The following is a 21,435-nucleotide window of genomic DNA, read 5'->3' as shown; positions in this document are numbered from 1 at the left end:
GTGATTTTCGGCAAAGCGATCAATCGATACTATCTCAAGCACGCGCCGGTGCTGCTGCTGGGCATTCTGTCGCTGCTGACGGTGGACTACATTCAGCTGCTCATCCCGGAGCTGTACCGGCTGGTCATCAACGGCGTAAATCTGGGGCAGGTGGTCGTGGACGACCAGACGCTGCCCTTTACCAGGGAGGTGCTGTTTCAGCACATCTGTCTGCCAATGATCTGGATCGTCGTGCTCATGGTCATCGGGCGGTTCCTGTGGCGCGTCTGTTTCTTCGGGTCAGCGGTCAGCGTGGCCGCCGATTTGCGGGAGCGAATGTTTGACCACAGCCGCCGCCTGTCCCAGCAGTACTATCAAGTCAACAAGGTCGGCAACCTGATGAGCCTCTACACCAACGACCTCGACACCATTCAGGAGTGCTTCGGCGACGGCATTTTGATGTTCTTTGACGCCGCCGTGCTTGGCATTATGGCGCTGGTCAAGATGTGGCGGATGGACTGTAAATTAACACTTCTGGCGCTGATCCCGGCGGCGGTCATGTTCGTACTCGGCACCGTCATGAGCCAAGTCATGACCAGACGGTGGGAGGAGCGCCAGCAGGCGTTCTCCGACCTGTCCGACTTTGCACAGGAGAACTTTTCCGGCATTGCGGTCATCAAGGCGTTTGTGAAGGAACTCAAGGAGCTGATTGCCTTCCGCCGCCTCAACAAGGAGAACGAGGAGGTCAACGTCGCCTACACCAAGATTGCAACACTGCTCGAGGTGCTGGTCACGCTGTTCGTCGAGTCGGTCATCTGCGTGATTTTGGGCTACGGCGGCTGGCTCGTCTGGCGCGGGCAGTTCAACGCAGGTCAGCTTGTGGAGTACATCGGCTACTTTGAGGCCATCGTCTGGCCCATCATGGCCATCTCGATGCTGATTGAAAAGACCTCCCGCGGCAAGGCATCGCTGAACCGCATTACCGAGCTTCTGGATGCGCCCATCGACGTGGCGGACCGCGACGGCGTCGCCGACCTGCGCGACCCGCACGGCGGCATTGAGTTCCGCCATCTGACGTTCCGCTACCCAGACGGCGAGTACGACGTGCTGAAGGACGTATCGTTCACCATCAAGCCCGGCGAGAGCGTCGGCATCGTCGGCAAGACCGGCGCAGGCAAGACCGCGCTGGTGGACCTTTTGCTGCGTACCTACAATGTGCCCGACGGCACGCTGTTTGTGGACGGGCAGGACGTGAACGCCGTGTCCATCCATTCGGTGCGCGACGCCTGCGCCTACGTGCCGCAGGACAACTTCCTGTTCTCGGACACGATTGCCCACAACATCGGCTTCGGCGTGGACGACGCCAGCCAGGCCGACATTGACCGCGCCGCCGCGCTGGCCGATGTGCGGGACAACATCGTGGACTTCAAGGACGGCTACGAGACCGTACTCGGTGAGCGCGGCGTGACCGTCTCCGGCGGACAGAAGCAGCGCATCTCGATTGCGCGTGCCCTGCTGAAAAACGCGCCGATCCTGATTCTGGACGACTCTGTCTCGGCTGTCGATACCCGCACCGAGAAAATCATCCTCGACAACCTCAAGACCAGCCGCGCGGGCAAGACAACGCTGCTGATCGCCCACCGCATTTCGACGGTGGAGCAGCTGGACAAGATCGTCTTTATCGAGGACGGCAGGGTAGAGGCCGTCGGCCCGCACGATGAATTGTATCGCAGCTGCGCCGAATACCGCCGCATGGTCGATCTGCAGAAGCTCGAGGACGAGGAAGGAGGCGGCAGCCATGGCTAACGTAAATCCGCTGTTGCTGGTAGGCGCAGTCATCGGTGTCGTCACGGCGCTGCTGGTGCTGGCCTACGCCCTCGTCAAGGACAAAAAAGAGACGATGAGCTTTGAGCGCACGATGAACGACGGCGAGATTCTGCGCCGCCTGGCCGGGTACGCCAAGCCGTACCTGGCGAAATTCGTCGTTGTGCTGTTTTTAATGCTGTTCTCGATTGCCTATGACATCATCTCGCCGCTGATCGTCGGCGCACTGGAGGAGCTGGTTTCAGGCGAGTTCGAGCTGCCGCGGCTGTTCGCGGGCGTCGCTGTCTATGCGGGCGTGCTCGTTTTCTCGATGGCCAGCACCTACTTCCAGGCCGTCATTCTGCAGCGCGTCGGCCAGCGCATCATCTCCGACCTGCGCGAGGACCTATTCACCCACATTGAGTCGCTGTCCCACGAGCAGCTGAACGAGATTCCCGTCGGCAAGCTCGTCACCCGCGTGACGAACGATACGAACGCCATCTCGATGATGTTCACGAACCTGCTGGTCACGCTGACCAAGAACATCTTTGTCATCCTCGGCATCCTGGTCGCCATGCTGGCGCTCAACTATGAGCTGACACTGATGGTGCTCTGCTTTGTGCCGTTCATCGTGATTTTTACGGTCATCTTCCGCAAGTTCTCCCGCCGGGCCTACCGCAAGGTCAAGGACGCGACCACCGACATCAACACCTACCTGTCGGAGAATCTGTCCGGCATCAAGGTCACGCAGATCTTTGGCCGCGAGGACGAGAAGATGGCGGAGTTCCGCGAGAAAAGCCAGCGCCTCGCCCGCGCGAACCGGGAGCAGATCTTTGTGTTCGGCGTGTTTCGTCCTCTGGTCTACATGCTGTATATCTGCTCGATCCTGTGTCTTTTTTATCTCGGCGGTATGGGGCATCTGAACGGCGTGACGTTTCTGGGCCAGACCATCACGGGTGGCACCATCGTCACGTTCTACATGTACATTTCCAAATTCTTCACGCCCATCCAGAATCTGGCCGAGCAGTTCAATTGGCTGCAGTCGGCGCTGGCCTCGTCGGAGAAGGTGTTTTCCATCATGGACATTGCGCCCAAAATGGTGGACGCCCCCGACGCCGTCGAGTTGGACGAGGTAAAGGGCGAAATCGAGTTCCGCGACGTCTGGTTCAGCTATCTTCCGAGCGAGTGGGTGCTGCAGGGCGTGTCCTTCCACATTGACCCGCACCAGACCGTGGCGTTTGTCGGCTCGACGGGCTCGGGCAAGAGCACGATTCTCTCGCTGATCTGCCGCAACTACGAGTTCCAGAAGGGCGAGATCCTGATTGACGGCATCGACATCCGCAAAATCAAAATTTCGTCGCTGCGCCGTCACTTCGGGCAGATGCTGCAGGACGTGTTCCTTTTCTCGGGCACGATCCGCAGCAACATCGTCCTGCGGGAGGAGGGCATCTCCGACGAGGAGATCCTACAGGTCTGCCGCTATGTCAACGCCGACAAGTTCATTGACAAGCTGGACCACGGTCTGGACGAGGAGGTCCGCGAGCGCGGGAACAACTTCTCCGCCGGGCAGCGCCAGCTGTTGAGCTTTGCGCGGACGATCATCCACAAGCCAAGCGTCATGATTCTGGACGAAGCCACGGCGAATATTGACACCGAGACCGAGCTTTTGATTCAGGATTCGCTGGAAAAGATGCGGTCTGTCGGCACGATGCTGATCGTCGCGCACCGGCTGTCCACCATCCAGCACGCGGACAACATTATTGTGCTGTCCCACGGCAAGATCCTCGAGCAGGGGAACCATCAGGAGCTTCTGGCGAAGCACGGCAGATATTACCAGCTGTACACGCTGCAATATCATAAGGAGCAGCTGGAGGGGTAAGAGCCCAAAGCCTTCCCCCTTTGGGGGAAGGTGGCCCCGCAGGGCCGGATGAGGGGCAAGCCTGCCATTGCAGGCCTTTCACGGGCAGCCCCGTAGGGCGGCATGCCCTCATGCCGCCGTTGCTGCCACTCCGCTTACGGTCTATTGCGGAAGCCTGCGGCGGGGTGAGGGCACCCCGCCCTACGCACAGTGATACACGTACAGCCGTCATTTCGCCCCGGCACTTGCATTTTCCCTTCCACCCATGTATAATAACTGCCGCGCAGTTTTCCCTGCGCGGTAGTTTTATTTGAACATAGAGAGGGAATTTCCACATGAAAAAACTTTCTGCACTGATTTTGTCCCTGGCGCTGTCCGCCGCAAGGCGCTAAAGGCGGCAAAACGGCAGATTGGGTACTGATCTATCAAAGCCTTCCCCCGAGAGGGAAGCCGCTCGTTCCCAAAAGTCTCTCTTTCACACGAAAGGGAGGCTTTTTTATTTACAACCTATGGACGTAACTGCAATTTTATGGTATACTATATCGGTTAAAGTGGGGAGGTATAGGACTATGCGCGTTTTGGGCATCGACCCGGGGTATGCCATTGTGGGCTGGGGCGTTGTGGAGTACATCAGCAACCGCTTTGCACCCATCGGCTACGGGGCGGTCATCACCGAGAAGGACACGCCCTTTGAACAGCGCCTCGTTGAAATTTATGAGAGCGTATTCGACATCTGCAAGCGCTACCAGCCCGAAGCCCTCTCCATCGAAAAACTGTACTACCAGCACAACCAGACCACCGTCATCGGCGTGGCCGAGGCCCGCGGCGTCATTCTGCTGGCCGCGGCGCAGTGCGGCGTGCCGATCTACGAATACACACCCATGCAGGTCAAGCAGGCCATCACCGGATACGGCAAGGCCGTGAAGAAGCAGATTCAGGAGATGACCCGCATAATGCTGCACCTCGAGTCCGTCCCCAAGCCCGACGATACCGCCGACGCCCTCGGCATGGCTATCGCCCACTGCCATTGCAGCCGCAGCCGGTTGATGGGGACACCGGTGAGATAATCCCTTGCCTTCCCCCAAGTGGGGGAAGGTGGCCCCGCAGGGCCGGATGAGGGATGAGGTTTCCGCAATCACCCATTTGCGTGCGGTACCCGACAAGCTGCCCCTCATCCGCCCTCGGGCACCTCCCCCAAGTGGGGGGAGGCTTTCCACCATACAAAAGAAGGATACACCATGATCTACTGCCTTACCGGAAAAATCATCAAGAAAACGCTGGATTCCGTCGTCATCAGCTGCGGCGGGGTCGGCTATTTTGTCCAGATCCCCGCCACCACCGGCGAGGCCCTGCCCCCTGCCGGGCAGGAGGGGACCGTTTATACGATTATGAACGTCACCGAGAACGACGTCTCGCTCTACGGCTTTGCTGCCGAGGAGCAGCGCGACTGCTTTAAGATGCTGACCGGCGTCACCGGTGTCGGCCCCAAGGCCGCGCTGTCTATCCTGTCCATCATGACGCCGGAAAAAATCGCGCTGGCCGCGTCCAGCGGCGACCACAAAGCGTTCACCAAGGCCGCGGGCGTCGGGCCGAAGCTGGCCCAGCGCATCACGCTGGAATTGAAGGACAAGGTCGGCAAGGGGCTGGCCGCGGGCACGGGCTTCTCCGGCAATGTTGCCGCCCCGGCCCCCAGCTCTGCGCCCGCGCAGGCCGTCGCCGCGCTCGTCAGCCTGGGCTATGCGCCGTCGGACGCTGCCGCCGCCGTGGCCCGCGTCGACGAGACCCTCTCCGTGCAGGAGATCATCACCATCGCGCTGCGCAGTCTGTCGCGCGTGTAACAGAAGGGGAGTGCCGAATTGAACCAGGAATACACCGTGGACCCCAGCCGTCTCGTCAGCCCCGATATGACCCCCGCCGACACGGAGGAAGTCAGCCTGCGCCCGAAAACCCTGGACGATTACGTCGGTCAGGAGAAGGCCAAGGGCAACTTAAAGGTCTATCTGCGGGCGGCGCAGCAGCGCGGCGAGCCGATGGACCACATCCTGCTCTACGGCCCGCCGGGCCTGGGCAAAACCACGCTGGCCGGCATCGTGGCGCAGGAGATGGGCGTACAAATTCGCATCACGTCCGGCCCCGCCATCGAGAAGCCCGGCGACCTGGCCGCCCTGCTGACGAACCTACAGGAGGGCGACATCCTCTTTATCGACGAGATCCACCGCCTGTCGCGTCAGGTCGAAGAAGTCCTGTACCCGGCTCTCGAGGATTTCGCGCTGGACATCATGATCGGCAAAGGGCCGAGTGCCCAGAGCATCCGCATCAATCTGCCGCGGTTCACGCTGGTGGGCGCCACGACCCGCGCGGGCCAGCTGACCGGGCCGTTGCGTGACCGCTTCGGCATCCTGCTCAAATTAGAGCCCTACAGCCCCCGGGAGCTGGGCCGCATCATCCTGCGCAGCGCGGGCATTCTGGGCGTGCCCATCACCGAGGAGGGCGCGCTGGAGCTGGCCCGCTGTGCCCGCGGCACGCCGCGTATCGCCAACCGTATGCTCAAGCGCGTGCGCGACTTTGCCACCGTGCAGGGAGACGGCACGATTGACGAGGAGACCGCCATCGCCGCCCGCAAGTGGATGGACATTGACGAGCTGGGTCTGGACGAGCTGGACCGCAGTGTCCTGCGCGCCATCATTGAGATGTACGGCGGCGGCCCCGTCGGTCTGGAAACGCTGGCCGCAGCCTTGGGCGAGGAGAGCGTCACCCTGGAGGACATCTGCGAGCCGTACCTGATGCAGATGGGCATGCTGACCCGCACGCCCCGTGGCCGCTGCGTGACCCGCCTGGCCTATGAGCACCTGCACATGGCCGTGCCGAAGCGCTTTGACGACGAGGATTCCGGCCAGACGAGTATGTTTTAAATAAGGAAACGGGTAGAGCCCTTCCGGGCTTCGCTTCGCTCGCCCACCTCCCCACGAAGTGGGGAGCTGGCCGAGTTTACGAGGCCTGAGAGGCTCTGCCGCTTGGCCTTAACCACAAAATTCATCGAACCAACACATATAGCAAAGGAGAATCGCCTATGCGCCCTGCTGATTCCTGGCAGGATTATGAGCTGCTGGACGCTACCAACCACAACCGGTTGGAGCGCTGGGGCCAGACCCTGCTGATCCGTCCCGACCCGCAGGTCATCTGGAAAAACGACGAGACCAGCCCGCTGTGGGCCAAGGCCGACGCTGTCTATTACCGCTCTGCCAAGGGCGGCGGGCAGTGGAATTACCACAAAAAGCTGCCGCAGAAATGGCAGATCCACTGGAACGATTTGACGCTGATCGTCAGCCCCACGGGCTTCAAGCACACCGGCGTTTTCCCGGAGCAGGCCGTGAACTGGGCATGGTACCAGGAAAAGATACGGCAGGCTTGCCGTCCCATCCGCGTGCTGAACCTGTTCGGCTACACGGGCGGCGCAACGCTGGCGTGCCTGGCCGCGGGCGCGTCCGTCACCCATGTGGACGCCAGCAAGGGCATGGTCGCCTGGGCGCGGGAGAACGCTGCCGCCAGCGAGCTGGCAGACCGCCCCTGCCGCTGGATCGTGGACGACTGCGCCAAGTTTGTGCAGCGTGAGATCCGCCGCGGCAGCCGCTATGACGCTGTCATCATGGACCCGCCGAGCTATGGCCGCGGCCCGGGCGGCGAGATCTGGAAGCTCGAGGACAACGTCTACGACCTCATCACGCTGACTGAGCAGGTGCTGAGCGACGACCCGCTGTTCTTCGCCATCAACTCCTACACCGAGGGTCTGAGCCCCGCGGTCATGGAATACATCGTCAAAACGACGCTTTGCCCCGTCAAGGGCGGCCACACCCACTGCGACGAGATCGGTCTGCCGGTCTCCGCCACAGGCGGCGTGGTGCCCTGCGGCGCAACGGCCATCTGGGAGAAATAAGTCATGCCGAATCAGGAACCGATGATCAAAGTACAGGACGTCCGCTTCCGCTACGACCCCGAGCAGCCCAAGTACGCTGTGGACGGCGTGAGCCTGGACATCCGCCGCGGCGAGTTCGTCGCCGTGCTGGGCGCGAACGGCTGCGGCAAGTCCACGCTGGCGAAGCACTTCAACGCCATTCTGCTGCCCGAGGCCGGTACCGTGCTGGTCGAGGGCATGGACACCCGCAACGAGGACCATCTCTACGATGTGCGCCAGAAGGTCGGCATGGTGTTCCAGAACCCCGACAACCAGATCGTGGCGACCATCGTCGAGGAGGACGTGGCCTTTGCGCCGGAGAACCTCGGCGTGCCGCCCGAGGAGATCCGCACCCGCATCGACGAGGCTATGAAGCTGGCGGGCATCTATGAAAAGCGCGAGGCTGCGCCGTACAAGCTGTCCGGCGGCCAGAAGCAGCGCGTCGCGATTGCGGGCGTTATCGCCATGCGGCCCGACTGCCTTGTTATGGACGAGTCCACCGCCATGCTGGACCCCCATGGCCGCGCGCAGGTCATGAAAACCATCCGCCAGCTGCGGGCGGCGGGCATCACGATCGTGTCCATCACCCACTACATGGAGGAGGCCGCCCAGGCAGACCGCGTGCTGGTCATGAGCCGGGGCCGCATCGTCATGGAGGGCACACCCGAGCAGGTGTTCAGCCAGACCGAGCGGCTGCACGGGTATCACCTCGATGTCCCGCAGGCCGCCGAGCTGCGCGACGAGCTGGTCAAGGCCGGGATTCCGATGCCAGAAAATGTCATTACCCCCGACGCCTGCGCGGAGGAGCTGTTTAAGCTGCTGAAATAATAAATAAAAAATAATAAATAATAAATGCGGTGGATCGCGGCCTGTGGCCGCTCAAAAATTTCTCAACACCTGTAGGGGCGCATTCTATATGCGCCCGTGCAGCTCCCGGGAATGCCGCGGGCGGATATGGAATCCGCCCCTACAGATTTTGTTTTTGCCTTTCGGCAAAAACTCCACAATCTTTATTATTTCTTATTTATTATTTTTTATTTGTAAAACATCCCACCACAGGCCAAAATTGCACCCTCTGCGGGCGATATTTGGCGGGAAAGGAACAACTATGTCCGAAATCATTCGTGTTGAAAACCTGAGCTACATCTATAACCAGGGTATGCCCGACGCGACGAAGGCGCTGGATGACGTGTCCTTCACCGTCGAGGAGGGCGACTTTGTCGGTATCATCGGCTCGACGGGCAGCGGAAAATCCACGCTTATCAGCCATTTCAACGGCCTGAACCGCCCGACGTCGGGCCGCGTCCTTGTGGACGGCAGGGACCTGTGGGAGCAGGGCGCAGACCTGCGCAGTTTCCGCTTTCTCGTCGGCCTTGTCATGCAGTACCCCGAGTACCAGCTGTTTGAGGAGACCTGCGCCCGCGACATCGCCTACGGCCCGCGCAACATGGGCCTGGACGAGGCCGAGGTCCAGCGCCGCGTCAGGGAGGCCGCCGCGTTCGTCGGTCTGTCCGATGAGTTGTTGGAAAAAAGCCCGTTTGAGCTTTCGGGCGGGCAGAAGCGCCGCGTTGCGATTGCGGGCGTCATGGCCATGCACCCCCGCGTGCTGGTGCTGGACGAGCCCGCCGCCGGTCTGGACCCCGAGGGCCGCGACACGATCCTGAGCCAGATCAGGGACTACCATGAGAAAACCGGCATCACGGTGCTGCTGGTCAGCCACTCGATGGAGGATATTGCCAAGTACGCCAACCGCGTGCTGGTCATGCACCACGCCAAAATTGCCATGTATGACACGGTGGAAAACGTCTTTGCCCGCGCGCAGGAGCTGCTGGAGCTGGGGCTTTCGGTGCCGCAGGTCACGCAGATCTTTTTAAAGCTGCGCCAGATGGGGCTGGACATCCCCGCGGACGTCTACACGATCCCCTATGCGGTCAAAACGATTCAAAAGGCGCTGGCCGCCAAACAGGGAGGTGGGGCAAATGCTTAAAGATATTACGATAGGTCAGCATTTTCCCGGGCATTCCATCCTGCACCGCTGCGACCCGCGGCTCAAGCTGGTCGCGACGATTGCCTATATCGTCGTGCTGTTTGTGGCCCCGAACCCGCTGGGGCTGGCACTGTCCATCCTGCTGCTGGCCGCGCTGTACAAGGTAGCACAGATTCCCGGCAAGATGATTTTGAAAAGCCTAAAGCCCATCGTGCCCATCGTGATTTTTACGGCGGTGCTGAACCTGTTCTTCGTCACGGGGCAGGGGAAGCCGCTTGTACACTTCTGGGTTTTGAACATTTACGCCGAAGGTGTCAAGTATGCCATCCTGCTGGCGGTGCGCGTCTGCGCACTGATTGCAGGCACGAGCCTGCTGACCTACACGACCAGTCCCATCGTGCTGACCGACGCCATCGAGAGCCTGCTGCGCCCGCTGGCGAAGCTGCACTTTCCCGTGCATGAGCTGGCCATGATGATGACGATTGCGCTGCGGTTCATCCCGACCCTGATCGAGGAGACGGAAAAGATCATGAACGCCCAGAAAGCCCGCGGCGCGATGCTGGACAGCGGCACATTTACCCAGCGCATCAAGGCGCTGGTGCCGATCCTGATTCCGCTGTTCATCTCGGCGTTCCGCCGCGCCGACGAGCTGGCCATGGCGATGGAATGCCGCTGCTATCACGGCGGCGAGGGCCGCACCCGGCTCAAGCAGCTGAAATTCACCGGCGAGGACTTCAAATGCCTGGCGGTCATTGCCGTGGCGCTGGTGGCCATTGCCTGCACACGATTCTTTGTGCCGGGGCTGGCGTAAGAATCAGCCGCCTTGCGGGCGCATATAGAATGCGCCCCTACGAATTCAGGTGAACTATGACCTATCTACTTTGGATTTCCTACAAGGGCACCCGCTATGCCGGGTTCCAGGTCCAGCCAAATGCGCCCACGGTCTGCGCGGTTTTGCAGGACGCGATGCAGGCGGTGTTCGGCTGCCGCCCCGACGTCAAGGGCTGCTCCCGCACCGATGCCGGCGTCCATGCGCGGCGTTTCGCGCTCAGCTTCTGCTATACTGGCAAAGTGCCGATGCAAAAAATCGTGCCCGCGCTCAACGCCCACCTGCCGCCGGACATCCGCGCAGTGGACATCCGGTCCGTGCCGGACGGCTTCCACGCGCGTTACGCCGCCCACGCCAAGACCTACCGCTACTACATTTTGAACGCGCGGGTGGATGATCCGTTCACCTACGACACCTGCCACAGGGTAGGGGCCGCGCTCGACTTGGCCGCCATGCAGGCCGCTGCGGCGCAGTTCATAGGCACGCACGATTTTTCCGCACTCTGCGCGTCCGGGTCCAGCGCCGCCGCCCACGGGGATACCGTGCGGACGATTACGGATTGTACTGTTGTACAGAACGGCGATTTGTTTACAATTTCCGTGACCGCCGACGGCTATCTCTATAATATGGTGCGCATTCTGGCGGGCACGCTCGCGGACGCGGGTCTTGGCAAGCGGACGCCGGAGAGCATCCCCGCCCTGCTGGAAAGCGGAGACCGACGCCGGGCCGGGCCGACGCTGCCCGCAAAGGGGCTGTTTTTGGAGAAAGTAGACTATCCCGGGTTGGATGACGTTTAATGGCGTACCGTAGGGAGGGGTCTTGACCCCTCCGCGGAGCCTGACCACCGCCGCTAACGGCCCGGAGGCGTCAAGACGCCTCCCTACAAACCAACCCATACGCACAAATTTTTTCCGGAAAGGAGGGGGCCCACCTATGAGTAAGGCGGACAGAGATCGGCAGGCATTGCTGCAGCGGCTGGCGCGTGAGCAGAGGCGGGCCCTGAGCGCCGCCGCCCGCGACGCAGACCGCGCCCGCACGCTGCGCACCGCTCCCACACCGCGGCGCGATGACAGCCCGCCGTCCCGGACGTCCGAGCAGCCGTCCGCGCAGAGCGCCGCGCGGCTCAAATCCCTGACGCCGCTCTACAAGCAGCGCCAGCAGCGGCGGCTCACCGTCCTGATCGTCATTATCATTGCGCTGGCGCTGGCGCTCACCGTTGTGACCGGCACACTGTCGGCCTCTCTGGCGCTGCTGGGTGATGCCGTGGACAGCGCGTCGCTCTACCTGAACCGCACTGCCGGCGGCTGGCCGGCCACCACCGGCATCACCGAGCCTTTGCAAATCGAACCGCTGGCGGACGGCTTCGTCGAGCTGGGCAATGAGGATGTGCTCGTCTACTCGGCCTACGGCTCCAAAATTCTGAGCCTGCAGCCGTCCTATGCGCGGCCCGTGCTGGCTGTGGGCGGCACCCACTTTGTGGTCTACAACCGCGCGGGCAGTGAGCTGACCGTATGCAGCCGCACCCGCACGCTCTACACACAGCGCTTTGACGAGGACATTCTGCTCTGCGCCATGTCAAACAACAACTCGCTGGCCGTCGTGACCGACGCGGACCGTTTTGCCGGCTGGGTACACATCTATGACCCTTCGATGCGGGAGCTGTACAGCTGGCGGATGCCCCAGTCGATGGGCACGCCGATTGCGCTGGACTTTGCCCCCGACAACCGCAGGTTTGCCTCGGGCATGATTGCCGCGCGGGACGGGCAGCTGAACTGCTCGGTCTACTTTATGAGCCTCGACTCCGACACCGAGGGGCTGCTCTACACCGCCGACGCGGGCAGCATGCTGCTGCGGCTGGACTGGCAGAGCGAGAACCGCGTCATGGCCGTGTTTGACACCTACATTGCGGTCATCGACCCCCGCACCGCCGCCGAGGTCGCACGCTACGACTACGGCGGGGCCGCGCTGCAAAGCGTTGCGCCCGGACGCCGCCAGACCGCGCTGCTTCTGAACGTACACGGCGGCAACAGCCTGGTCACCCTGTCTGAAAGCCTCACCGTTATGTCCGAGATTCCCGCACGGCAGGCGTTTGCGGTCTCGGCCACCGACACCGACATTTATCTGCTCTGCCCCGATGCCGTCGAGTGCTACGGCTACGATGGCGTGCAGAACTGGGTGCAGACCGGCCTGCCGTCCCGCCCGCTGGCGGTCCTGCACGGCAAGCAGACGCTGGTCTTTACCGGCAGTCAGGCGGACGTTTTGGCGAAGCCAGCCGAGTAGCTCCGAAGCCTTCCCCCTCGGGGGAAGGTGGCCCCGCAGGGCCGGACGAGGGGCTGCCTTGCCGCAATAACCAATTTGCGGGCAATAATGGCAAGGTTCGCCCTCATCAGTCAGCGGGCGGGGCCGCTGACAGCTTCCCCCTCGGGGGAAGCCGTTCGACCCGCAAGTAATCTAACAGAAAGAAGTACCCATCTATGTCTTTTTCTCCCGCACTTGTCTATGATTTTATTTTTCTGGCCGTATTTTCCTTTGCCGCTGTCAAAAGCTGGCAGAAGGGCTTTCTCGCCGGGCTGACCGAGCTGATCGGCGCGGTGTTGGGCGTCGGCATTGCCTCCTGGGGCAGCCGCACGCTGGCCCCGGAAGTCTACCTTAGCTTTTTCAGCGACTCCGTCTCCACCCGGGTCGAGCAGGCCGTCGCGCAGTCGGGCGGCGATATTGCCGCTGCGGTGCAGGGGCTGGACTTTCTGCCGGAATCCATCCGTGCCGCGCTGGCCGCGGGTCTGCAGACTGCCGGGGACCAGCTGCCCGAAAAGATCAACGCCCTGCTGGAGCCGCTTTTCCTGCCGCTGGTGCAGGCGTTGCTGTTTGTGCTGCTCTGCATGATCGTGCGCTGGGTGTTCGCCCTGCTGGTGCGGCTGATGCGCGGCGTCAATCTTATCCCGCTGGTGGGCGGCGCCAACCGGCTGCTGGGTCTGGTGCTGGGCCTTGTGACCGGCGCGTTCGACTGCTGGCTGCTGGCGCTGCTGCTCTGGTTCGCCGCCAGCATCACCACCGGCCAGATCGACTGGCTGACCACCGGCGTTTTGCAGCGCAGCGTCGGGTACAGCCTTTTTGGTGCGTTCAACCCGTTTTTGCTCCATTATTAAACAAATTCTGAACAAGCCCCGCCAAAACTTGCAATTTGGCAGGGTTTGTTTAATAATAGTAGTGTAGCTGCGGTGCGGCGGGCAGGGGACTGCCCACCCTACGTAGGGCGGATTTCCTATCCGCCCGCCGGGCGTCGAGAACGCCGTCCCCTACAACAATTTATCGCAATCCCACGTGCCTCTTATCGGGCACTTTTCATAGAGGTGAAGTAAATGCTTTGTGTTAAATGCCAAAAACGCCCCGCTGTCGTGTTTGTGCAGCGGCTTGAAAACGGCAAGACCGTGCAGGAGGGCTACTGCCTGACCTGCGCCCGTGCCATGCACATCCAGCCTGTGGATGATCTGATGAAACAGTTCGGCATGTCCGACCAGGATCTGGAAAACATGGAGGAGCGGATGTCCAGCTTTTTGCAGGAGGCCTCCGACTCCGGCATGCTGGCCCCCATGATGAACGGCGACGACACCGACGCCGGTGACGAGCCCGCCCCGCAGGACGATTTTGTCCCGGGCGGCAGCCCCGTGTTCCCGTTTGGCTTTGGTGCGCGCCAGAATAAGGACGACGCCAAGCCCAAAAACGGCAAGAAGGAAAAGGCTCCCCGCCGCAAGTTCCTTGAGACCTACTGCGAGAACCTGACCCAGAAGGCCCGCGACGGCAAGACGGACCGCATCATTGGCCGTGACCGCGAAATTTACCGCACGATCCAGATTTTGTGCCGCCGCCAGAAGAACAACCCCTGCCTGATCGGCGAGGCCGGTGTCGGCAAGACTGCGATTGCCGAGGGTATTGCCCAGCGCATTGCCGAGGGCAAGGTCCCCGCGCGTCTGCAGGACAAGGAAATTTACCTGCTCGACATGACGTCCCTCGTCGCAGGCACCCAGTTCCGCGGCCAGTTTGAGCAGCGTGTCAAGGGCCTCATCAGCGAGGTCAAGGCTGCGGGCAACATCATCCTGTTTATTGATGAGATCCACTCCATCGTCGGCGCGGGCGACTCCGACGGCTCTATGAACGCCGCCAACATCATGAAGCCCGCACTGTCCCGCGGGCAGATGCAGGTCATCGGCGCAACGACGTTTGCCGAGTATCGCAAGTATATCGAGAAGGATTCCGCGTTGGAGCGCCGTTTCCAGCCCGTCAAGGTCGAGGAGCCGTCGCTGCTGGACACCATCGAGGTCATCAAGGGCATCCGCGTCTACTATGAAAAGCACCACTGCGTCCGTGTGTCCGACCCCATCGTGACGAGCATCGTCAAGCTGTCGGAACGCTACATCACGGATCGTTTCCTGCCGGACAAGGCCATTGACCTGCTGGATGAATCCTGCGCCTGCTGCAACCTGCGCCATCCTGAAATTACAGAGCTCATGGAGACCCAGCGCACCGTGGCCGATTTGGAGACCCGCGAGCACGAACTGGAGAACCCCGAGCCGCAGAACGGCCAGGACGCTGCCATCGACTACGAGGCACTGGCCGCGGTCAAGACCGATCTGGCGAAGCAGCGCGAAAAGCTGCCCGCCCTGCAGCTGAAGGTCGCGGAAATTGAAGTGACCATGGACGACGTCGCACAGGTCATTGAGCTTTGGACCGGTGTGCCTGCTGTGAAGATCAAAGAGACCGAGTATGGCCGCCTGCAGGGGCTGGAGGATGCCCTCAAGGCTCACATCATCGGCCAGGACGAGGCTGTCCACGCCGTGGCCGGGGCCATCAAGCGCGCCCGCGCCGACCTGTCCGGCCGTCACCGCCCGGCCAGCTTTATCTTCGTCGGCCCCACCGGCGTCGGCAAGACCGAGCTGGTCAAGCAGCTGGCCAGCCAGCTGTTCGACACCGTTGACCCGCTCATCTCCATCGACATGAGCGAGTACATGGAAAAGTACGCGGTGTCCCGTCTCATCGGCTCGCCCCCGGGCTATGTCGGCTACGACGAGGCCGGGCAGCTGACCGAGAAGGTCCGCCGCCATCCCTACAGCGTCGTGCTGTTTGATGAGATCGAAAAAGCACATCCTGACGTTATGAATATCCTGCTGCAGATTCTGGACGAGGGCAAGATCAACGACGCGCAGGGCCGCACGGTGGACTTCTCGAACACGGTCATCTGCATGACCTCCAACGCGGGCTCCACCGACCAGAGCGGCGCGACGGGCTTCGGCAAAAAGGCCGAGGTCGCCAGCGCGGACCGCAGCATGAAGGCGCTGCAGGAGTTCCTGCGCCCCGAGTTCATCGGCCGTGTGGACGAGATCATTACGTTCAAGCCGCTGAGCGAGGAAAACCTTGAGAAGATCGCCGCGCTCATGCTCGACGAGTACAAGCCCGGTCTGGCCGCGCACGGCATCACGCTGCACTACACGCAGCCCGCGCTGGCGGACATCGTAGCCGAAAGCTCCACCAAATACGGTGCGCGTGAGCTGCGCCGCACGATCCGCAAGACCATTGAGGACCCCGTCTCCGATGCGCTCGTCGATGGCCGCCTGGATGGCCGCGAGGTCACGCTGGAGCTGGCCGACCACGACGGCAGGGCCGTGCTGGAAATTTAAGGGGCGCACCATGTACAGAAAACTGGCTGCCCTGGTGCTGGCCGCGGCGCTGCTGTGCAGCTGCTCGGCCCGCGTCACGGTGCAGCGTTATCCCGCGGAGCTGCCCCGGGCCGAAAGCCCCGCCGCCACCCCAACGCCGGAGCCTGTGCCCACCTTTACCGAGGAGCAGAAGTCCTACGGCAGCGCCGCACTGTTGACCGATGCCACCGTGCTCGTCAACGTGTTTTTGAACGACGCCGCCCACGGGCAGACCTGGGACGCCGAGAGCCGCGCTGCCGCCGTGCAGCGCACCCAGCTGGCCGTGGACTGGATCACCGAGCAAGCCGCGGGCTACGAGGCCGCGGTGAATCTGATCTGTGATCGCAGCGCGGACGGCAGCGATTCAACGCTGACACGCAGTTATCTTGTGCAGTCTGCCATGCAGGGCGGCGAAAATTCCGAGGAAAGCTCCGCTTTTCTCGACGAGATGGATACGCTGTGCGCGTCGCTGGCCGCCGACAGCCGTCTGGCTGCCTACGGGGCCCGGCACATCGCATTTTTGTTCTTCCTGCCCATCAGCGGGACATCCTTCACGATGGCTCACTACGCCGACGACGGCGACAGTTTTTATTATGAATACAGCTGCCTGTACAAAACCGACGCCTACACCGACGGCGAGGCGGAATCCCCGGCGACCTACGCCCACGAGATCCTGCATCTGTTCGGCGCGCCCGACCTGTATGAGGGCAGCAGCGACCCCTACGTCGACGAGGCACTTGTCAGCTATGTGGCCGACACCTACCCCGGCGATATTATGCTGAGCACCTACGAGGACGACGGCTCAAGCCGGTTTGACGCCATCACAAAGGAGATCAGTCCGCTGACGGCCTACTGTCTGGGGCTGACCGACACCTGCCCCGAGCTTGCGCAGTTCCCCCTGCTGGCCGACATGACCCCCGGCGTTTTCTCTTACGGCGCCGACGGGGAAGCGGGGAGCGCGGAGACCGGCGAGAGCTGGCCGGGCGCGGTAGCGGTGTAAGGAAAGTAAGCACCGCCCGAAGGGAGAGAGCCTTCCCGCAGGCAGCTGGTCGCCATACACATGCGGGCCGGGCATGCCCGGCCCCTACAGCGGTGTCAAGCCGGGGAAGGGAGGTCACACCCATGCTGAACGATACCTTTCCGCTGCGGGTCGAAGCGATCCCGGCGGCACATGCGTCGGAGTGGCGCGCGGACGACTCATTCCCGCCCAGCGAGACGCAAGCCTGGCAGCTGGTCTTTGTGCGCAGCGGCACCATTGAGGAACGCTGCGATGCCCGCCACGTGCTGCTGCGGGCAGGCGGACTGCTGTTCCACCAGCCGGGGGAGGTCTTTGCTATGACCACCGTCGGCGAGGTCCCGCCCGAGACGCTGCGCATCGACTTTTACTGCACCGGCGCAGCCATGGACCGTTTCCGCGGCGCGATGCTGCACATGGAGCCTGCCGAGCAGCATGACCTGAACTGGCTGGCAAATGCCGCCAACGAGCTGTTCGACGCCGCCCCCGTGCCGGGCGGACGGCCTGTCTTAAAGGAGGAGCTGCCCTTCGGCGCGATGCAGCAGTTCATCATCCATCTGGAAAATCTGCTGATTTTGCTGGCCCGCCGCTGCCGCCGCACCAAGCGCCCCGTGGCCCGCGTCCGGCGGGAGCGCCGCCAGAACGCGCTGGTCGAGGACGCCCGCGCCTATTTTGCCGAAAATCTTGCGCATGAACTGAAAATCGACGACATCTGCACGGCGCTGGGCTGCACGCGGCCCCAGCTGCAGCAGGCGTTCCGTGCGCGGCTCCACCGCACGGCCATGGAGGAATTTTCCGCCATGCGCATCGAGTACGCGGCCCAGCTGCTGGCCCGCGGGGCATCCCCCGGCGAGGTCGCCGCGCAGATGGGCTACTGCTCCGGCGCGTATTTCAGCCAGAAATTCCGCGCTGCCACGGGGCACACGCCGTCCGCCTACCGCCGCATTCAGCAGGGGCTGCCCGCCCGGCGGCAAAACAGGCAACAAAAAGGCAAATCAGAATCAAAAACTCCTATTGCAGAAACTCCGCAGAAAGAGTAGAATACAAGCAAAGAGAGGCGAACCGCCCGGTTCGCACGCAACAATATCATATAACATAAGGAGACGACTGTTATGGCAATTCTGGTTAGCGGTGGCGCCGGCTACATCGGCAGCCACACCTGTGTGGAACTTCTGGCCGCAGGGTACGACATCGTTGTAGCCGATAACTACTACAACTCCTGCCCCGAGGCCCTGGCCCGCGTCAAGAAGATCGCCGGCAAGGACTTCCGTTTTGTCGAGGCCGACATGACCGACAAGGACGCCGTGGAGAAGATCTTTGCCGAAAACGAGGACATTGACTGTGTTATCCAGTTCGCCGCCTACAAGGCCGTCGGCGAGAGCGTTTCCAAGCCCATCGAGTACTACTCCAACAATCTGGCCTGCACGCTGAACATTCTGGATGTCATGCGCCGCCACAACTGCCACAACATCATCTTCTCCTCCTCCGCCACGGTCTACGGCGACCCCGCCAGCGTGCCCATCCGCGAGGATTTCCCCGTCGGCGGCACCACGAACCCCTACGGCACCACGAAGGTGTTCACCGAGCGCATCCTGACCGACTGCTGCCACGCCGACCCCGAGCTGAACGTTGCGCTGCTGCGTTACTTCAACCCCATCGGTGCGCATCCGTCCGGCCTGATCGGCGAGGACCCCAACGGCATCCCCAACAACCTCGTGCCCTACATCGCCAAGGTCGCTGTCGGCAAGCTGGAGAAGGTCCACGTCTTTGGCAATGACTACCCGACCCCCGACGGCACCGGCGTGCGCGACTACATCCATGTTGTCGACCTGGCCCGCGGCCATGTTGCTGCCATCAAAAAGCTGGAGCAGAAGCCCGGCCTGTTCATCTGCAACCTGGGCACCGGCCACGGCTACAGCGTGCTGGACGTCATCAACGCCTTCAGCAAGGCCTGCGGCAAGGAAATCCCCTATGTCATCGACCCGCGCCGCCCCGGCGACATCGCCGAGTGCTGGTGCGATCCCTCCAAGGCCAAGCGTGAGCTCGGCTGGGAGGCCCAGTACGGCATTGAGGAAATGTGCGCCCACAGCTGGAACTGGCAGAGCCACAACCCGGACGGGTATAAGACTGCGGAATAAAATTGCATAAAAAAGCCTCCTGATGCTCTTGCATCGGGAGGTTTTTTATGTCATCGCGCAGTAGGGGCCGGGCATGCCCGGCCCGGATGTGTATAGAAAGCGGATGCTTGCGGGAAGGCTGCGGGCCGGACATGTCCGGCCCCTACTGCTCCTGCCATATTCTTTTACACATACATTTCCTGGCTTCGCGGCGGGAGCTTGGGTACGGCGGGCAGGGGTGCGGCGGCGGTGCGCCAGGCCGCGGGGGAGAGGCCCACCTCCCGCTTAAAGACGCGGCACAGATAATTGGCCCCGGAAAACCCCGTCAGGCCCGCGATCATGTCCAGATTGTACTCATCGGTCAGCAGCAGCGTCTTGACTGCCTCGATGCGCACATTCGTCATGTACTTGCCCGGCGGCACCCCCATCTCCTGCTTAAAGACGCGCACCAGATGGCTTTTTGTCACGCCGAGCTGCTCGCTCAGCTCCTCGACGCCGTAGAGCGCCATGTAGTTCTGGCGGATGGCCGCCACGGCCTCGGCCACAAGCGGCGGCAGGGGACGGGCGGTCTCGTCGGCCTTGGCTGCGGCGCAGAGCAGCGCGTAGGCCATGGGGGCCGTCTGTGCGCCGCACAGCTGTGCGATCAGCTCCGCCGCGCCGGGGCAGGCAGCGCCGTCCGCCCAGCGCGCCGCCCCCAGTTGCAACAGGTAGGCGTCCGTGCAGTGGCCGGTCAGCCGCACGGCCAGCAGGTGGCAGTCGCTCTGCGGCGTCAGCACCAGGGGGGCAGGGCCCAGCAGAATATCGCCGCTTTGGCCCGGGCGGTCAACGCCGTCCAGCAGGCACGCCCCGCGGGAAAGCACCCCCACCCACAGGCCGTCTCCGGCCAGAGCCAGCGGCGCTGTGCCGTCCAATTCCGCCGTTTCGGCAGCGGTGCAGTAAATTTCCGGGTCAAATATCAATTTCGACACCTCTATATCAATAAAATGCTATTTTCAAATAGATTATAACCTGTTATTATAATCATGTCAACAGAAACAGCCCCCTCTACACGGGCTGAAACCACTGAATACATTTGGAGGATGAGCATTATGGCTTCTATTAGCTGCCGTCACGTTAAGAAAGTTTACCCCGGCAATGTTACTGCCGTTCCCGATTTCAACCTGGAAATCGCGGATAAGGAATTTATCGTTTTCGTCGGTCCTTCCGGCTGCGGTAAGTCCACCACCCTGCGTATGATCGCCGGTCTGGAGGAGATCTCCGGCGGCGAGATGTACATCGGTGACCGTCTGATCAACGATGTTCCCCCGAAGGACCGCGACATCGCGATGGTCTTCCAGAACTACGCTCTGTACCCGCACATGACCGTTTACAAGAACATGGCCTTCGGTCTGGAGCTGCGCAAGATGCCCAAGGACGAGATCGACAAGCGCGTCCGTGAGGCTGCCAAGATCCTGGAGATCGAGCACCTGCTTGACCGTAAGCCGAAGGCTCTGTCCGGTGGTCAGCGTCAGCGTGTTGCCCTGGGCCGTGCAATGGTCCGTAACCCGGCGGTCTTCCTGCTCGACGAGCCTCTGTCCAACCTGGATGCCAAGCTGCGTACCAGCATGCGTACCGAGATCATCAAGCTGCACAAGAAGCTGGCTACCACCTTCATCTACGTTACCCACGACCAGACCGAGGCTATGACCATGGGCGATCGCATCGTCGTTATGAAGGACGGCATGATCCAGCAGGTCGATACCCCGCAGAACCTGTACGATTATCCCTGCAACATCTTTGTTGCCGGCTTTATCGGCAGCCCGCAGATGAACTTCCTGGACGGCACCCTGAAGAAGGCCGGCGATCAGTTCATCGTTGATCTGGCCGGCACCGAGGTTCCGCTGCCCAAGGAGAAGACCGCTGACGGCAAGCTGGACGCTTACGTCGGCAAGACCCTGAAGGTCGGCATCCGTCCCGAGGACATCAAGGACGACGAGGAGTTCCTGGAAAAGCATCCCAACAGCCACCTGAGCGCTGAGGTTGAGGTTTCCGAGCTGATGGGCGCTGAGATTTATCTGTACCTGACCTACCAGGGCCAGAACCTGATGGCTCGCGTTGCTCCCACCTCCAAGTCTCGCCGCGGCGACAAGATCACTGTCGCTATGGATACCCACAAGATCCACCTGTTCGATCCCGAGACCGAGAAGACCCTGCTCAACTAATTTT

The 21,435-nt window shown here is 61.8% G+C and carries 18 protein-coding genes; 17 read left to right on the top strand and 1 reads right to left on the bottom strand.

What is annotated here, in order from left to right; genetic code table 11:
* From B5D32_RS01060 to galE, 16 genes are all read left to right on the top strand, one after another.
* Positions 1–1,785 carry an ABC transporter ATP-binding protein gene (locus B5D32_RS01060; protein ID WP_159446951.1) on the top strand — a complete coding sequence of 595 codons (1,785 nt, stop codon included), beginning with the start codon at positions 1–3 and terminating at the stop codon, positions 1,783–1,785.
* A complete protein-coding gene (locus tag B5D32_RS01055; RefSeq protein WP_078783223.1) occupies positions 1,778–3,661 on the top strand; it encodes an ABC transporter ATP-binding protein in 1,884 nt (627 codons plus the stop codon). Before B5D32_RS01060 ends, B5D32_RS01055 begins: the two co-directional genes overlap by 8 nt.
* A 548-nt stretch (positions 3,662–4,209) precedes the next feature.
* Complete coding sequence (gene ruvC, locus B5D32_RS01050) at positions 4,210–4,707, top strand: crossover junction endodeoxyribonuclease RuvC (protein WP_078783222.1); 498 nt, start codon at positions 4,210–4,212, stop codon at positions 4,705–4,707.
* 171 nt (positions 4,708–4,878) lie between these two features.
* On the top strand, positions 4,879–5,478 hold the full coding sequence (gene ruvA / locus B5D32_RS01045) for a Holliday junction branch migration protein RuvA (protein WP_078783221.1): 600 nt from the start codon (positions 4,879–4,881) through the stop codon (positions 5,476–5,478).
* Between the two features lie 66 nt (positions 5,479–5,544).
* Positions 5,545–6,552 carry a Holliday junction branch migration DNA helicase RuvB gene (gene ruvB / locus B5D32_RS01040; protein WP_078783356.1) on the top strand — a complete coding sequence of 336 codons (1,008 nt, stop codon included), beginning with the start codon at positions 5,545–5,547 and terminating at the stop codon, positions 6,550–6,552.
* Positions 6,553–6,710: 158 nt separating this feature from the next.
* Positions 6,711–7,574: a class I SAM-dependent methyltransferase gene (locus tag B5D32_RS01035; protein ID WP_078783220.1), complete on the top strand. Its 864-nt coding sequence runs from the start codon at positions 6,711–6,713 to the stop codon at positions 7,572–7,574.
* A 3-nt stretch (positions 7,575–7,577) separates the two neighbouring features.
* Positions 7,578–8,420, top strand: coding sequence for an energy-coupling factor transporter ATPase (locus B5D32_RS01030; RefSeq protein ID WP_242943372.1), 843 nt, complete (start codon positions 7,578–7,580; stop codon positions 8,418–8,420).
* A gap of 280 nt (positions 8,421–8,700) precedes the next feature.
* Entirely contained in the window at positions 8,701–9,579 is an 879-nt protein-coding gene (locus tag B5D32_RS01025; RefSeq protein WP_078783219.1) for an energy-coupling factor transporter ATPase, read from the top strand.
* Positions 9,572–10,390 carry an energy-coupling factor transporter transmembrane component T family protein gene (locus B5D32_RS01020; protein ID WP_078783218.1) on the top strand — a complete coding sequence of 273 codons (819 nt, stop codon included), beginning with the start codon at positions 9,572–9,574 and terminating at the stop codon, positions 10,388–10,390. Before B5D32_RS01025 ends, B5D32_RS01020 begins: the two co-directional genes overlap by 8 nt.
* A 56-nt stretch (positions 10,391–10,446) precedes the next feature.
* A complete protein-coding gene (truA, locus tag B5D32_RS01015) occupies positions 10,447–11,205 on the top strand; it encodes a tRNA pseudouridine(38-40) synthase TruA (protein ID WP_078783217.1) in 759 nt (252 codons plus the stop codon).
* A gap of 136 nt (positions 11,206–11,341) precedes the next feature.
* Positions 11,342–12,688: a DUF5711 family protein gene (locus tag B5D32_RS01010; RefSeq protein WP_078783216.1), complete on the top strand. Its 1,347-nt coding sequence runs from the start codon at positions 11,342–11,344 to the stop codon at positions 12,686–12,688.
* A 194-nt stretch (positions 12,689–12,882) separates the two neighbouring features.
* Entirely contained in the window at positions 12,883–13,554 is a 672-nt protein-coding gene (locus B5D32_RS01005) for a CvpA family protein (protein ID WP_078783215.1), read from the top strand.
* Between the two features lie 213 nt (positions 13,555–13,767).
* Positions 13,768–16,080: an ATP-dependent Clp protease ATP-binding subunit gene (locus B5D32_RS01000; protein ID WP_078783214.1), complete on the top strand. Its 2,313-nt coding sequence runs from the start codon at positions 13,768–13,770 to the stop codon at positions 16,078–16,080.
* Positions 16,081–16,090: 10 nt separating this feature from the next.
* Positions 16,091–17,098 carry a hypothetical protein gene (locus B5D32_RS00995; protein WP_078783213.1) on the top strand — a complete coding sequence of 336 codons (1,008 nt, stop codon included), beginning with the start codon at positions 16,091–16,093 and terminating at the stop codon, positions 17,096–17,098.
* Positions 17,099–17,220: 122 nt separating this feature from the next.
* Positions 17,221–18,153 carry a helix-turn-helix domain-containing protein gene (locus B5D32_RS00990; RefSeq protein WP_078783212.1) on the top strand — a complete coding sequence of 311 codons (933 nt, stop codon included), beginning with the start codon at positions 17,221–17,223 and terminating at the stop codon, positions 18,151–18,153.
* Between the two features lie 72 nt (positions 18,154–18,225).
* Positions 18,226–19,251, top strand: coding sequence for a UDP-glucose 4-epimerase GalE (gene galE / locus B5D32_RS00985; RefSeq protein WP_078783211.1), 1,026 nt, complete (start codon positions 18,226–18,228; stop codon positions 19,249–19,251).
* A 164-nt stretch (positions 19,252–19,415) separates the two neighbouring features.
* On the opposite strand, the gene B5D32_RS00980 is transcribed toward galE, so the two are convergent.
* The gene (locus B5D32_RS00980) at positions 19,416–20,198 is read right to left on the bottom strand and encodes a helix-turn-helix domain-containing protein (RefSeq protein ID WP_207706137.1); all 783 of its coding nucleotides are present in this window, start codon (positions 20,196–20,198) and stop codon (positions 19,416–19,418) included.
* 120 nt (positions 20,199–20,318) lie between these two features.
* Here B5D32_RS00980 and B5D32_RS00975 point away from each other — a divergent pair, with 120 nt between their 5' ends.
* Positions 20,319–21,431, top strand: a complete 1,113-nt coding sequence (locus B5D32_RS00975) for an ABC transporter ATP-binding protein (protein ID WP_078783209.1) — start codon at positions 20,319–20,321, stop codon at positions 21,429–21,431.
* The last annotated feature ends 4 nt before the right edge of the window (positions 21,432–21,435 follow it).

The organism is Gemmiger formicilis (genome assembly GCF_900167555.1).
Classification (GTDB): domain Bacteria; phylum Bacillota; class Clostridia; order Oscillospirales; family Ruminococcaceae; genus Gemmiger; species Gemmiger formicilis.
The sequence above is the reverse complement of the archived record's forward strand: the minus strand, read 5'-3'. Positions and strand labels throughout refer to the sequence as shown.

What these genes read in the sequence shown, in the direction of transcription:
- B5D32_RS01055 (WP_078783223.1), top strand. Translation starts at nt 1,778, where the DNA reads ATGGCTAACGTAAATCCGCTGTTGCTGGTAGGCGCAGTCATCGGTGTC.
- ruvC (WP_078783222.1), top strand. Translation starts at nt 4,210, where the DNA reads ATGCGCGTTTTGGGCATCGACCCGGGGTATGCCATTGTGGGCTGGGGC.
- ruvA (WP_078783221.1), top strand. Translation starts at nt 4,879, where the DNA reads ATGATCTACTGCCTTACCGGAAAAATCATCAAGAAAACGCTGGATTCC.
- ruvB (WP_078783356.1), top strand. Translation starts at nt 5,545, where the DNA reads ATGACCCCCGCCGACACGGAGGAAGTCAGCCTGCGCCCGAAAACCCTG.
- B5D32_RS01035 (WP_078783220.1), top strand. Translation starts at nt 6,711, where the DNA reads ATGCGCCCTGCTGATTCCTGGCAGGATTATGAGCTGCTGGACGCTACC.
- B5D32_RS01030 (WP_242943372.1), top strand. Translation starts at nt 7,578, where the DNA reads ATGCCGAATCAGGAACCGATGATCAAAGTACAGGACGTCCGCTTCCGC.
- B5D32_RS01025 (WP_078783219.1), top strand. Translation starts at nt 8,701, where the DNA reads ATGTCCGAAATCATTCGTGTTGAAAACCTGAGCTACATCTATAACCAG.
- B5D32_RS01020 (WP_078783218.1), top strand. Translation starts at nt 9,572, where the DNA reads ATGCTTAAAGATATTACGATAGGTCAGCATTTTCCCGGGCATTCCATC.
- truA (WP_078783217.1), top strand. Translation starts at nt 10,447, where the DNA reads ATGACCTATCTACTTTGGATTTCCTACAAGGGCACCCGCTATGCCGGG.
- B5D32_RS01010 (WP_078783216.1), top strand. Translation starts at nt 11,342, where the DNA reads ATGAGTAAGGCGGACAGAGATCGGCAGGCATTGCTGCAGCGGCTGGCG.
- B5D32_RS01005 (WP_078783215.1), top strand. Translation starts at nt 12,883, where the DNA reads ATGTCTTTTTCTCCCGCACTTGTCTATGATTTTATTTTTCTGGCCGTA.
- B5D32_RS01000 (WP_078783214.1), top strand. Translation starts at nt 13,768, where the DNA reads ATGCTTTGTGTTAAATGCCAAAAACGCCCCGCTGTCGTGTTTGTGCAG.
- B5D32_RS00995 (WP_078783213.1), top strand. Translation starts at nt 16,091, where the DNA reads ATGTACAGAAAACTGGCTGCCCTGGTGCTGGCCGCGGCGCTGCTGTGC.
- B5D32_RS00990 (WP_078783212.1), top strand. Translation starts at nt 17,221, where the DNA reads ATGCTGAACGATACCTTTCCGCTGCGGGTCGAAGCGATCCCGGCGGCA.
- galE (WP_078783211.1), top strand. Translation starts at nt 18,226, where the DNA reads ATGGCAATTCTGGTTAGCGGTGGCGCCGGCTACATCGGCAGCCACACC.
- B5D32_RS00975 (WP_078783209.1), top strand. Translation starts at nt 20,319, where the DNA reads ATGGCTTCTATTAGCTGCCGTCACGTTAAGAAAGTTTACCCCGGCAAT.